A 13,135-nucleotide genomic window follows, 5' to 3' on the forward strand; every position below is an offset into this window, starting at 1 on the left:
TTTCTCACTCTACCCGCACTTTCTACTACCATCCAACTCGTTCCCACGCTCCGCGTGGGAATGCACACAGGATTCAAGCTACCACGCAGAGCGTGGGAGCTAGCGGTAACGTTGTAGACCAGATATAAGCTTTGTAGCAATTATTTGTTTTTCTATTTTCCAAACACTACAGTTCACGGGATCAGCAGAATCAAGATCGAATAACACATAATTTACCCCACTTTTATAGTCTGAACCATCATGTGACAAAAACTGAGACTGATAGCACAAACCATCAAATCCGATAGACTTTATATACTCTGCTATAACCTGTGTAGGTAGATACTCTCGTCTCTGGTCTCGCTGCGAATACGGTTTGGAAAACTGCTGACTTATATATCTCAGTAGGTATAGGTTATCTTCTTTACCCACTCCTAATTCAGAATCTTGATTAAATAGCTCAACCATCACATGTGTGCCATCCTGATAAGATAAACGGGCAAAATCAAAAATTCTTAAGTCTTGTTTTATATTAAACTCCGCTACAGTTACAGGTTCAGATAGGCTTGGCCTGACTTCTGCTATAGCAGTATCGACTGTACTTGCAAGATAAAGCATATTGATATTGTATGCGTTCGCGCGCCCTTCAGAACCAAGATTTTTAATCGGCTTCATACCCTCTTTTTCAATTGGCTCTAAACTCTTTTCACACACCCTAGCTCGATAAACCTGAGACCCTTTATCAAGAATATGCTCTGCACTTCGGGAAATAAACTCAATCCATTTTAAAAAATTATTTGACCTATCAGATAAAAACAACCGATTACAACTCTTTATCTCATCAGAAAAATAAACAAAGTCTTCTTTTGTCATATCCATAACTGTCCCTCGGGCTTCCACGCGGAGCATGGGAGCCAGTTGTGTTTATGTGTTAATCGTTACCCCGTTTCCATCAGCAAAGAACGTGGTAAAGTGATGGTTATTATCTGTACATTTTACGCACTCAAGAAGAACCTCGACTCGTTCCCACGCTCCGCGTGGGAATGCATACCGGTCTACCAATACCGTTCAATCTTTAACAGCCCCTCAATACCCTGATAATCCCGTGCGCTGGAATAGCGCCAGTGTTCCGCACAATCCACAAAACCGCGCTCAACAGGATTCTGATGCACATACTGAATCTTCTGCACCATCATCGCCTCACCCTGAATAAACTCAGGATGCACGCCTTCCTGCCAGAACTGAAAATCCCGATCTTCTTTATGCGCCTTTTTATAAAATGCTAACTGATCAAGAATCGTTTTAACCCGCTTCTCCTGTAGATAGTTAATAAGCTGACGAGCGGTATAAGATTTAAAACGCGCAATATCTTTATCCAGTTGCGGACTTTGAGCGACAAGATGCAGGTGATTCTCCAAAATCACATAGGCATAGACTGTTAAGCCATCTCCCTGAAGAAACCGAAGCGAGTCTAAGAGAATATTGACCGTATCCGGTCTGGTAAAAACCGGAATCCAATGCAGAACCGTCAGAGTCAGAAAATGAGGTTCAGTAGGAGACAAAAACTGATAACGGCTTCTGCCCATAGTGAAATCCTTTTCGGGGCGAATGAGAGCCCATTAGATTACCACGCAGAGCGTGGGAACCAGATTTATTCCTGAGTTTGTACAGAATTCAGCTACTAACACAGGGCGTGGCAGTCAGTTGAACTGCCCCCATAATTAATCCTACCAAAATCAGCCACCTGATCCAGACTCAAAGCGCTCGTAAAGTCATGAAGGATCACACCATGACCCATTCCTAGCGCCTATCCGTATTGACTCAGCAGACAAGACGACTTACTGTACGCTCTTTTTTGTAGCGGGCCAGAGACAAACAAGCTTAACATGCCTGATTCATAGATATTTACCCCTCTGTTGCGAAGAAAAGCAGTGCATTTTTTCGCCAATCTCAGCAAAGCTAGGCCACTTAAGAGTATATTATTTTCAGGAATCTCAATGATTGAAATTAGAAGTTTAAATAAGGTGTTTCATCAGAGAAAGCGCGCTATAAAAGCCCTTGATGATATCAACCTTAGCGTCTCTGAAGGGGCGATTTACGGTGTCATTGGGTCTTCGGGGGCAGGAAAAAGTACGCTTATTCGCTGCGTCAATCTCTTGGAGCACCCTACAGAAGGCAGCGTTGTGGTTGACGGCGTTGATCTCAACACGCTTTCCAATAACCAGCTGACCTTAACACGTCGTAAAATAGGCATGATCTTTCAGCACTTTAACCTGCTGGCCTCGCGCAATGTCTTTGATAACATCGGCCTGCCGCTAGAGTTAGCCGGTGTTAATAAGCAAGCCATTAAAACCAAAGTAGACAGCCTGCTGGAGCTCGTCGGTTTAAGCGATAAAAAAGAGAGCTACCCTGCCAATTTAAGTGGTGGGCAAAAGCAGCGTGTAGCGATTGCTCGTGCCCTGGCCTCAGATCCTAAAGTTCTGCTGTGTGATGAAGCAACAAGCGCTCTGGATCCAGCCACGACCCAATCTATTCTTGAGTTGTTACGCAAGATCAATAAAGAGTTCAATCTGACAATCTTGCTTATCACCCATGAGATGGCCGTTGTTAAAAGCATCTGCTCCCATGTAGCAATCATTGGCGATGGTAAACTTGTCGAGCAAGGTGCCGTGGGCGATATTTTTGCCCACCCTAAGACGGAGCTTGCCCGTCAGTTTATTCGCTCCACATTAGACCTTTCGATTCCTGCAGATTATTCAGCCCGCTTGTCAGACACCAAGACTGAAAACAGCTACCCTCTGGTGCGCCTAGAGTTTACTGGTGCGTCGGTTGATGCGCCTATTATCAGTCAGGTCGCCAGAGAGTTTAATCTCGATATCAGCATTCTTAGCTCCAATATGGATTATGTCGGTGGTATTAAGTTTGGCCTAATGCTGGCAGAGTTTTTTGGCACGCCGGAGTCCACAGAGCAAGCGATCAGCTTTCTGAAAGAGAACAAAATTGAAGTAGAGGTGCTCGGCTATGTCGCTTGATATGCTGCTTGAATGGTGGGTTAACAACGACCGTCTCATCGATCTGCTTATAACCGCACTGGGACAAACACTTGCGATGGTTGCTATCGCCGGTTTGATCGGTTTTATTTTTGGTATCCCCTTAGGTGTCTTGCTCCATCTGACAAAAGAAACGGGGTTATTAGCGAATAAAGCGACCAACAAAGTTTTAGGAACCCTGATTAATATTGGTCGTTCGATTCCATTTATTATTTTACTGGTCGCTATAATTCCCTTTACACGCATCATTGTAGGTAGCTCCATCGGTACTGCAGCCGCTATTGTTCCACTGACCATAGCCGCGATTCCTTTTGTCGCCCGACTTGTGGAAGGTGCTTTATTAGAGGTTCCTGCAGGATTAGTTGAAGCCGCTCAAGCGATGGGTGCTAAACCCAAACAGATCATATTAAAAGTGCTGCTGCCAGAAGCGTTACCCGGCATTATAAACTCAGCAACCATTACACTTGTCACCCTGGTGGGTTATTCCGCCATGGCAGGTACTGTTGGCGGCGGCGGTTTAGGTGATGTGGGCATTCGCTATGGCTATCAGCGTTTTGATGCTGTCGTTATGATGATCACCATCGTTATTCTGGTTGTACTGGTACAAGCTATTCAATCATTAGGCGATTATTTAGTGAAACGTGTTGATCATCGCTAATATTATATATAACTAAATAATCAAAGCATATTTGTCAGCAACTATATTCCCAATTCCCAACAGTTCTTGGCAGATATCTTTGATATAGGAGTAAATATGCTGAGTAAAATTAAAAGTCTTCTTACTGTCACAGGTCTAACCTTAACCGTACTGCTTGCCGGTTGTAATGACAAAGATACTGAAGTGGATATGAGCAAGGTTAAAGTTGGGGTAATAGCGGGCTCTGAAGCCCAAGTGGCAGAAGCTGCAGCTAAAGTTGCCAAAGAGAAGTACAACTTAGATGTTGAACTGATCATCTTTTCTGATTACGTAACACCCAATGCAGCATTAGAAGAAGGCTCTATTGATGCTAACGCCTTCCAGCATAAGCCTTATCTTGACCAGCAAATAAAAGACCGGGGCTACCAGTTTGCCATCGCAGGCAACTCCTTTGTTTACCCTATTGCAGGTTATTCCAATAAAGTGACATCTATCGATGAGCTTAGTGAAGGTGACCAGATCGCTGTCCCTAACGACCCAACAAACCTAGCTCGCTCTCTATTGCTACTTGAGCAGCAAGGGCTGATTCAGCTAAAAGAAGGTGCTGGTCTAACAGCAACAGTATTGGATATTGTCAGCAGCCCTAAAAACTTAGAAATTGTTGAGCTTGAAGCACCTCAGCTGGTTCGCTCTTTAGATGATGTGACACTTGCGATTATCAATACAACCTATGCAAGCAACATCAATCTGTCGCCAGAGAAAGATGGTGTCTTTGTAGAAGATAAGAATTCACCTTATGTGAACTTAATTGTCGCACGCAAAGACAATGTTAATGCAGAGAATGTACAAAAATTCGTTCAGGCATATCAGTCTGAAGAAGTGTACCAAGTGGCGATGGACGAGTTTAAAGATGGTGTTGTTAAAGGCTGGTAATCAATAACCTAGCTAATAAGCATACTCTTATTTAGGCAACATCACCCTTATTCATATAGCGCCACCATTGACCAGGAAACAGATATGCTAAGTAAAAAAATTGTAAAACTATTATGCACACTTCCCTTATTATTAGGGTTAGCGGCATGCAATAATGATGAAGCTAAAACGATAAAAATTGGTGCCACCGTTGGCCCCCATGCTGAAGTAGTAGAAGCTGTTGCGGTAGAAGCAGAAAAGCAGGGATTGAATGTTGAAGTTGTTATCTTTTCTGACTACATCACACCCAATGCGGCATTAGCCGATGGCAGTCTGGATATGAACAGCTATCAGCACCAGCCGTTCCTCGATAACTTCAATACCAATAGCGAACAGAAGCTGGTATCAGTGGGTCAGTCTATCCTGATGCGCATGGGTATTTATTCATCTAAATACCAGTCCATTGCAGACCTACCTGATCAGGCACGTATCTCTATTCCGAATGATCCAACCAATGGTAGCCGGGCATTAATTCTACTCGCTGATGCAGGATTGATTGCCCTCAACGAAAATACTGCGGCTAAAGCGACACCTTATGATATCGCTGAAAACCCAAAACAGTTTGAGTTTGTAGAAGTTGAAGCGGCACAGTTACCGCGTACTTTAGATGACGTTGACGCATCGGTTATCACCATGAATTACGTGATGTCTTCCGGCTTAAACCCTGCTGAACAGGGCATCTACCTGGAGTCAGAAGATGCTGAGTTCGCTGTTATGCAGATTGCGGCTCGCGCGGAAGACAAAGAAAATGAAACCTACAAAAAAGTTGTCGAGATTTTCCAATCACAAGCGGTTCAGGACTTTGTAAGCAAAACCTACAACGGCACCATCGAAGTAGCGCGCTAATCAATATCACGTCAAGCCGGATCATTCGATGCGGTTGATGTAAAAATCACTGATTGAACATAAGTGATACAAAAAATGCCCAGCCTATAACCTTTATAGACTGGGCATTTTTATTGCCATAAGAAGCGATCTTTAGCCTGTTATGTTAAATGCCCCCACATTCTCACCGGAGAAAACTCAATAAGAGGGTCAATGTAAAGAAAGAGGTTAACGTCGTAATCAGCAGAGTCGCAGCACACTGGCGACGAAAACCATAGTTACCACCAATAATCGGATAGATACTGAACATAGGCACGGCACAGAGCAACAGAATCGTAATACGGGATACATCATCCAGTCCCGGCACACACATCAGAACAAGAAAGGCCAGTGCCGGCTGCAGAATAAGTTTGCCACCAGAAACCAGCAGTGTATCAGTGCCCACCTCCCTTACCGTCATACCCACCAGTGACCCTCCGATAACAAACAGAGCCAATGCTCCTGCGGCTTGTGCCAGCATGGCAAGCATCTTGTCTAAAATAACCGGAACCGTCACGCCTGATAAGGCAACCACAACACCGGCCAGAATTGACAGTATAAGTGGACTTTTAATCACCCGCCCCCCTACAGCCCGCCAGTTGACGCCTGACGTTCCATCGTTGGCAGCCCGCTCCATCAGAATTAAAGCGGTTGGAACCACCAGCAGATTTTCTACCATCACCGCCATCGTGAATACCGTCGGGACCTCACCAAAAACCTGCACCAAAACCGGCAAACCGATAAACAAACTGTTGGGCGTAGCAATACCGACCGCTAACACGGCGCTGTGTAAGCTTTTACGTTTCATCCCCCAGTGTGCCAGCCCAAACCCCAGAAAAAGGCTTCCCAATGTGGCGGAGGCATAAACACCGATAAAGCGGGGATCAAACAGAGTTGTAAAATCCATTCTGACAACATTGCTGAAGATTACCGCAGGAATAGCAAAATAAAGTACAAAGGAGGCCATGCCAGGGATGGCCTCAGAGGGCGTAAAGCCTTGTCTGACAGCGAAAAAACCAAGCCCGATCAATAAAAAGATCGGCGCTGTAATTATAAGAACGTCCAAGGAACCTCCTCGGTCAGAGATTAAGTATCAGATCCAGCGGCGTACCTGCTGACAATAGGCCGGAAAGCTTTCAGGAAAAAGTGCATACAGCGCCAGCTCTTCGGGTTTAATCTGAAACATCGTCAGATAAGCGATAAAAACCGGCATCAGTAAAATAGCCAAAACCGACTGCAGGAAAAATGCCCACGCCAATAACAAAAGCGCAAAGCCCACATACATTGGGTTACGGCTAATACGGTAAACACCACTTTGCACCAGCGTCGAAACTTTTTGCGGGTCTAGCGGGTTTGAGGTGGTTTTCGCCAACCGGAAACTCACTACACCAGACAGAGAAAAAGCAGCCCCCAGCAACAAACAGCCCCCAGTCAGAGCCATCGCCGCCTTAGGTGAGATAGGCAGAATAAGCAGCGTACCCTTTACCGGATAAGTGACCACCCACATCAGTAAACCAAACAGTAAGGTGACAACAACCGGTGGGGTTTTCAGTTCCAGCCATTTCATTCCTGAATCCTTCTTTCTTTAATTTTTGTTTGGGAGCAACAACATCTGCTGGGTAACCATCAGATCCAGCGGCGGACTTTCTGACAATAGGCCGGAAACTGATCCGGAAATTTCTCAAGCAAAACCCGCTCTTCCGGCTTAATCTGAAACAAGGTGATATAAACGATAAACAGCGGCAGATCGATCAATACTGCAGAAGATGCCCAATAACAGCTCCAGGCCAGCAGCAGAAATGCCAGTCCAAGGTACATAGGGTTGCGGGTAAACCGATAGATACCCCGGGTCACCAGTACCGATGACTTTTTCGGTGCTAACGGGTTGATGGTGGTATGAGCTTTACGGAAGCTGTACAGCCCCGCCAGATCACAACTGAACCCGACGCCCGCAAAGAGCCCTGCCAGAATCAGCCGCCAGTCATCATTCAGTGGTAACGCCGGGAAAACAGGCGCTGCGTAATAGATAGCCGCTGCCAGCAACAAAGCAACGATTGGCGGTGGAATTTTTAACTCTAACACTTTCATGATGCGCCCCTAAGCAGCGTGCGACAACCGTGACAGTAAAAACAGACCATCACGCCGGATAGGCATGATAAAAACCATCCTGAACCATCAGCTTTAAATTTACACCGTACAGGTCACTCAGGTTATTTGCGGTTAACAATGACTCTTTATCACCATCGGCAATAATCTGGCCTGCCTTCATAAAGATAATACGTTCAATCTCAGGCACCACTTCCTGTACATGGTGGGTGGCAATCAGCAGGTTTGTCCCCGCCTGAACCAGTTCACGCATTGTTGCGATCAGCTCAAACGATGCCTGAAGATCCAGGCTGTTGGTGGGCTCATCAAAAATCACGGTAGAGGGGTTATGAATAAGGGCACGAGCCAACAGCAAGCGGCGCTGCTGGCCGGTGGAAAGCCTTTGAAACATAGTATCATTCAAGTAAGCAAGCCCTAACTTATCAATCACCTCATCTACCCGCTCCTGCTGGGCATCTGTCAATTGCAGATGCGTATGCACGCCAATGGCCCCTAAAAGACCGGAAGCCACTACATCACGTCCCAAGGTATAAGGTGTATAGAGCTCCTGCAGATCCTGAGAAACAACCCCCAGCCATTCCCGCAGTTGCATCAGATTAATATGCTCCTGGCCTTTTATCAGAAGGCTGCTGTCGGGTCTCTGGACATGGTAGATCTCTCGGGTGAGCAGCTTTAGCAGCGTCGACTTGCCGCAGCCATTAGGCCCAAGAATAGCAACACTCTCCCCATCATGCAGGGTGAGATTAAAGCTTTCGAGAACCTTGCGCTCCCCACGAAAGGCCGTGATATTCTTCAGTTCTGCCAAGGGCATTGAGAGCATAGGTACACCGCCTCTTTCTGTGACCTGCATTCAGGTCAATTTGGTTTGATTATAATGATCTAAGGGCCTGATATTTATACCGTATTTACGCAGAGAAATCTCTCAGACCGCCATCTCTTAATCCTATTGATTCGTCAGAAATCCTATTTTCCACCGCTTTCTGATCTATTCAGACTCTGATCTCCCCAATGCTGTTAACAGATCCTTCAGGCTCTGATTCAAAACAGAAAGAGCTTCCGCATCCAGTCCGGCAATCAGGTTCAGGCCATTCTGCACATGATGGGGCAAAACCTGTTCGATCAGCTCAAAACCTTTTGGGCTCAGTTTCACCAGCTTGCTACGGGCATCATCGGGATTGGGCATCCGCTCAATAAGGCCTTTTTTTTCCAGCTGTGCCATACGATTGGTCATAGTGCCGGACGTTACCATCAGAGTAGAAAAAAGCTCCGTTGGCGCCAGGCAATAAGGCGCACCGGAACGCCGTAACGTTGCTAAAACATCAAACTCCGACTGATTTAAACCGTACTCCAGAAATACCTTCTCTATTTTGGGCGAAAGCATCGCGGAAGCCCGTTTCAGTCGCCCCAAAACCTCCATCGCAGTCAGATCAAACTCGGGCTTTTCACGCTGCCACTGGGCCATGATGGCATCAACCGCATCTGTTTCGTTTTTCACTTTTTCACTCATAGGTCAGCTCACTGGCTTTAAATTTATCTTGACCTCAAGATAAATCAGGTTCAATCTAAATATATCTCGACATCAAGGTAAATTGTTTTCCTGTGGATGTCGACACTTACCAGACAAATACTGGGATTTACAATGAGGTATTCCATGAATCCAATTGTACTGCTGTTACTCACAGCACTCGGCCCCGCCAGCTGGGGCAGCACCTATCTGGTGACCTCGGAGTTTCTGCCCGAGGGTATGCCCTTTACCGCCGCTGTGATCCGTTGTTTACCGGCAGGGATTTTGCTGATCGCGTTAAGCCATCTGCTCAGCAGGTCGTCCTTTTCAGGCAAGCTCTTCACTAAGGTGTTACCAACCAGACAACAATGGCCAGGACTATTGCTACTGTCTGCGCTGAATATCGGCTGTTTTCAGGCGATGCTGTTTGTTGCCGCTTACCGTCTGCCGGGTGGTTTAGCGGCCGTGATCGGTGCGGTTCAACCCCTGATTCTGCTACTGATGATCTGGGCACTACAGAAACAGCCGCCGGGCAGAATTGCTTTTACCGCCTGCATAACAGCCATCATCGGTATGGGACTACTGATTCTGTCTCCGGTAGAGGGTGAAGTAAGTGGAGAACAAGTCAGCTGGGATCTGATCGGTATCGGTGCAGCCACCTTGGGGGCTTTAAGTATGGCACTCGGAGTTTATCTCTCCCGCTATGGCCGGACGAACAAAACAGGGCCAGAGCAAGGCAAACCAACCCGGAATAACAGTGCAGAACTTCCACTGATCACGCTTACCGGCTGGCAACTGACCTTAGGTGGTCTGATGCTGCTGCCACTGGCTCTGATTCTGGAACCGGCTCTGCCAACACTGAGCACAGAGAATCTTCTGGGTTATGGCTATCTGTCACTGTTTGGCACCCTGATCGCTTATCTGCTCTGGTTTCAGGGCGTCCGTAAATTGCCTGCGGTGATGATTTCCACACTGGGACTGTTAAGCCCGCTTACTGCCGTAGCACTGGGTTGGGTCTTCCTGGATCAGGCGCTTGAAGGTTGGGCGATGACAGGGCTGATTTTAGTCATCGTCAGTATTCTGGCGGTTCAGCTCGCTCCTTGGGTACCAGAAACCTTCAAACGCTTAAGGCCTGATCTCAAACACAACAAACACACTCGCATTTAATGACATTTATTCAGCACAAAAAGGTAACGACCATGACATCCGTAGAAAATGTAATTTTACAACGCCGCTCCACCAGCAAATACCAGCCGGATTATGTTATAGATCAGGGTACACTGGAGCAACTGGTGAGTCTGGCCGGGTATTCCCCCTCAGCCTATAACCTGCAGAACTGGCGTTTTATCGCGGTAACTACACCGGAGGCGAAAACACGATTAAAAGAGGCGGCCTATGGACAACCCCAGGTTGAAGCTGCTTCGGCAACCTTTATCGTTTGCGGTCAGCTGGCAGCTCATAAAGCATTGGAACAGCGCCTTAACAAGTCTGTAGACACGGGTATTATTCCGCAATCCATTGCAGACAGCTGGGTTGGTGCTGCCCGTCAGAGCCATGAAGGTAATGATCAACTGCAGCGGGATGAAGCCATTCGCTCTGCGTCACTGGCTGCAATGACCCTGATGCTTGCGGCCGAAGAGATGGGGCTGGCCACAGGGGCGATGGGGGGATTTGATGGCGAGCAGCTCAAACGCCATTTCCCACTTAATGAGGATGATCTGCCGGTCATGCTCATTACCATCGGCAAGGCGGCCAAAGGCAACTGGGCTCAAAAAGCCCGCCGCCCGCTGAAGGATATTCTGACTGTCATCTGAGCAAGTTATGACTTTTCGTCAGGTGAACCCGGCAATGGAGAGATCCGGTACAATTTTCCACTATCTGTTGCCAGGTACAGCAGCCCTTCGGGGCTTTGGTTGACATCCCGGATGCGCTCATTCAGAGAGTCCAGCATTCGGGTTTCTCCCACAATCGCTCCCTCCTCATTCAGGTGAATATGATTGAGATGCTGCTTTACCAGAGCTCCGGCAAACAGGTCACCCTGCCACTGGGGAAAGGCCTCTCCGCTGTAGAGCAGCAAACTTGAAGGTGCAATAGAAGGGATATACACACGTACCGGGTCAACCATACCCTCTTTATGCTCAACCCCAACAGAAATCGGCCCCCAATACTCTTTACCCTGGGATACTTCCGGCCAACCATAGTTGTTACCCGGCTCAATCACGTTCAGCTCATCTCCACCTCTCGGGCCATGCTCAATCGCCCAAAGGCGTTTACGGCCCGGATCATAGGCCAGTCCCTGAGGATTTCGGTGCCCGAAACTCCAAATCTCCGGCAGCGCATCGTCACGTTCATTAAAAAAAGGATTATGGCGGGAAGGTTTGCCTGTAAAGGTCACCCTGAGAATACTCCCGGCATGGGTCTTGCGGTTCTGGCCATTTGGCCGCTCACCACGATCTCCTATTGAGAAGTAAATATATCGCCCCGGATCAAAAGCGATTCGGCTGCCAAAATGATAATCTTTAGAGGTCCCCGAGCGGGTTTCAACCAGCACCTGCCAATCTTCAATACGGTAGTGATCATAAGAGTTACCCGCTAACTTAAAGCGCGCTAATACAGTAACGGGCTTGTCATCATTTTGCTTCACCTCCTGCACTGGCAGCGCACTGTAAGTGACATAAACCCAGGGTTCCTGTTTAAATTCCGGGCTTGGTTTAATATCCAGTAAGCCTCCTTGCCCATCAAAATATACCTCAGGTACACCGGCCAGATAACGAACATCACTCTGGCTTCGGGAATAAAGCCCGATACGCCCTGCTCTTTCAGTAAAAATCATCGTCTCTGAATCAACAAACTCAAACGCCCAGGGTAGTTTCAACCCTTCATGGACCAAGGTTGCTTGATAGTCTTTATTCCGGCTACTGCCTGTTATCTCATTTGCAAAAGCACTGCTCACTGAAAACAGCAGCAACAGCGAAATAACAGATGGACTGAGTTTTAAATGCATAGCTGAACTCCTCTTATCAATCTACCCGTCAATATCATTTGACCGGCAATGTCTTCGCTCACCATAGCAGAAGTCCTGCTCTTTTTTCACAGTGACCTGTACAAGGTTTTTGAGCTACCACGACACCCTACCCACCAGCTGCTATCGCACCAAAAAAATGCACACATAAGCCAAAAGACACCAAAATAGACCATAAAATCCATAATGCTCAGCATAAAACCCTAAAAAAACAGGCATAACTCTTGCATTTTACTACTTACAACGTGACTATCGTTGCTCCTTATTACCCACCCCGGCGATCCCGGTGGTGGGGCTTTTTACGAGGCGGGTAATCCCTGCTAAGTGAGGTCATCATGTTATCTGCTTTAATCCGCCCCATTCGACGGACAGACACTCTGTCGGTTGCAAAACGCTATTACAGTTTATTCGAGGGCTGTTTTCTGGTCGCTCTGGGTATTTGGTTTCTGAAATCCGCAGGACTCCTGGTCAGCGGAACCGCTGGTTTATCCCTATTACTTATGCGCTGGATACCGGAACTCAGTTTTGGCACGCTATTCTTTATCATCAATCTGCCTTTCTTTGCTCTGGCACTTAAAACCAAACCTCTTGCGTTTGCTTTCAGAACCCTGCTTGCGATGCTGATGGTATCAACACTAACCGATTTGATGATTTTGCATATACAGCTGGAAACGCTGCCTAAGGTCATCGCGGCTCTTGCTGCAGGCGGACTTGTGGGTGTAGGGCTGTTAGTTGTCTTTCGGGAAGAGAGCTCGCTGGGAGGAATTAATATTCTCTCACTCTGGCTGGAAGATAAGTTTCAGATACATACCGGAAAGTCTCTGATGTGGTTTGATATCACACTGCTAATGGTTGCTGCCGTCACAATTACGCTGGAGCAGTTCGGTTACTCTCTGCTTTGTTTTGTCGTCATGAGCTCTGTGTTGCGCCGTTACCATCAGATGAACCATACCGTACCGGAATCTGAAAAAAAGTAATCAGCCTGAGAAGCAGAGCCAATG

15 protein-coding genes are annotated in these 13,135 nt (G+C 47.0%); 7 read left to right on the top strand and 8 right to left on the bottom strand.

Annotated elements, in window-relative coordinates; all coding sequences use genetic code 11:
• Positions 1–99: 99 nt before the first annotated feature.
• The gene (locus tag ACN0R8_RS01995; protein WP_417594555.1) at positions 100–858 is read right to left on the bottom strand and encodes an RES family NAD+ phosphorylase; all 759 of its coding nucleotides are present in this window, start codon (positions 856–858) and stop codon (positions 100–102) included.
• Positions 859–1,034: 176 nt separating this feature from the next.
• Positions 1,035–1,565, bottom strand: coding sequence for an REP-associated tyrosine transposase (locus ACN0R8_RS02000; RefSeq protein ID WP_417594557.1), 531 nt, complete (start codon positions 1,563–1,565; stop codon positions 1,035–1,037).
• A 411-nt stretch (positions 1,566–1,976) separates the two neighbouring features.
• Between ACN0R8_RS02000 and metN the strand changes: the two genes are divergently transcribed.
• The 4 genes from metN to ACN0R8_RS02020 all read left to right on the top strand — a co-directional run bounded on the left by metN (position 1,977) and on the right by ACN0R8_RS02020 (position 5,484).
• On the top strand, positions 1,977–3,011 hold the full coding sequence (metN, locus tag ACN0R8_RS02005; RefSeq protein ID WP_417594559.1) for a methionine ABC transporter ATP-binding protein MetN: 1,035 nt from the start codon (positions 1,977–1,979) through the stop codon (positions 3,009–3,011).
• Positions 3,001–3,687, top strand: coding sequence for a methionine ABC transporter permease (locus tag ACN0R8_RS02010; protein ID WP_417594561.1), 687 nt, complete (start codon positions 3,001–3,003; stop codon positions 3,685–3,687). The genes metN and ACN0R8_RS02010 overlap by 11 nt, the downstream gene beginning before the upstream one ends.
• A gap of 96 nt (positions 3,688–3,783) precedes the next feature.
• Entirely contained in the window at positions 3,784–4,599 is an 816-nt protein-coding gene (gene metQ, locus ACN0R8_RS02015) for a methionine ABC transporter substrate-binding lipoprotein MetQ (protein WP_417594563.1), read from the top strand.
• Positions 4,600–4,683: 84 nt separating this feature from the next.
• Positions 4,684–5,484, top strand: coding sequence for a MetQ/NlpA family ABC transporter substrate-binding protein (locus ACN0R8_RS02020; protein WP_417594565.1), 801 nt, complete (start codon positions 4,684–4,686; stop codon positions 5,482–5,484).
• A 163-nt stretch (positions 5,485–5,647) separates the two neighbouring features.
• On the opposite strand, the gene ACN0R8_RS02025 is transcribed toward ACN0R8_RS02020, so the two are convergent.
• The 5 genes from ACN0R8_RS02025 to ACN0R8_RS02045 all read right to left on the bottom strand — a co-directional run bounded on the left by ACN0R8_RS02025 (position 5,648) and on the right by ACN0R8_RS02045 (position 9,115).
• Positions 5,648–6,568 (bottom strand): AEC family transporter, encoded by a 921-nt coding sequence (locus ACN0R8_RS02025; protein ID WP_417594567.1) that lies wholly within the window; start codon positions 6,566–6,568, stop codon positions 5,648–5,650.
• A 27-nt stretch (positions 6,569–6,595) separates the two neighbouring features.
• Positions 6,596–7,069 (bottom strand): methyltransferase family protein, encoded by a 474-nt coding sequence (locus tag ACN0R8_RS02030; protein ID WP_417594569.1) that lies wholly within the window; start codon positions 7,067–7,069, stop codon positions 6,596–6,598.
• Positions 7,070–7,128: 59 nt separating this feature from the next.
• The gene (locus ACN0R8_RS02035; RefSeq protein WP_417594571.1) at positions 7,129–7,590 is read right to left on the bottom strand and encodes a methyltransferase family protein; all 462 of its coding nucleotides are present in this window, start codon (positions 7,588–7,590) and stop codon (positions 7,129–7,131) included.
• Between the two features lie 49 nt (positions 7,591–7,639).
• Positions 7,640–8,428: an ABC transporter ATP-binding protein gene (locus tag ACN0R8_RS02040; RefSeq protein ID WP_417594573.1), complete on the bottom strand. Its 789-nt coding sequence runs from the start codon at positions 8,426–8,428 to the stop codon at positions 7,640–7,642.
• 165 nt (positions 8,429–8,593) lie between these two features.
• Positions 8,594–9,115, bottom strand: coding sequence for a MarR family winged helix-turn-helix transcriptional regulator (locus tag ACN0R8_RS02045; protein WP_417594575.1), 522 nt, complete (start codon positions 9,113–9,115; stop codon positions 8,594–8,596).
• A gap of 144 nt (positions 9,116–9,259) precedes the next feature.
• Here ACN0R8_RS02045 and ACN0R8_RS02050 point away from each other — a divergent pair, with 144 nt between their 5' ends.
• Positions 9,260–10,279 (top strand): EamA family transporter, encoded by a 1,020-nt coding sequence (locus ACN0R8_RS02050; RefSeq protein ID WP_417594577.1) that lies wholly within the window; start codon positions 9,260–9,262, stop codon positions 10,277–10,279.
• Between the two features lie 32 nt (positions 10,280–10,311).
• A complete protein-coding gene (locus tag ACN0R8_RS02055) occupies positions 10,312–10,926 on the top strand; it encodes a nitroreductase family protein (protein WP_417594579.1) in 615 nt (204 codons plus the stop codon).
• 5 nt (positions 10,927–10,931) lie between these two features.
• On the opposite strand, the gene ACN0R8_RS02060 is transcribed toward ACN0R8_RS02055, so the two are convergent.
• Positions 10,932–12,116 carry a PQQ-dependent sugar dehydrogenase gene (locus ACN0R8_RS02060; RefSeq protein WP_417594581.1) on the bottom strand — a complete coding sequence of 395 codons (1,185 nt, stop codon included), beginning with the start codon at positions 12,114–12,116 and terminating at the stop codon, positions 10,932–10,934.
• 353 nt (positions 12,117–12,469) lie between these two features.
• Here ACN0R8_RS02060 and ACN0R8_RS02065 point away from each other — a divergent pair, with 353 nt between their 5' ends.
• The gene (locus ACN0R8_RS02065; protein ID WP_417594583.1) at positions 12,470–13,111 is read left to right on the top strand and encodes a YitT family protein; all 642 of its coding nucleotides are present in this window, start codon (positions 12,470–12,472) and stop codon (positions 13,109–13,111) included.
• Positions 13,112–13,135: the final 24 nt, after the last annotated feature.

The sequence above is a fragment of the Oceanospirillum sp. genome (genome assembly GCF_048265165.1).
Lineage (GTDB): Bacteria > Pseudomonadota > Gammaproteobacteria > Pseudomonadales > Halomonadaceae > Oceanospirillum.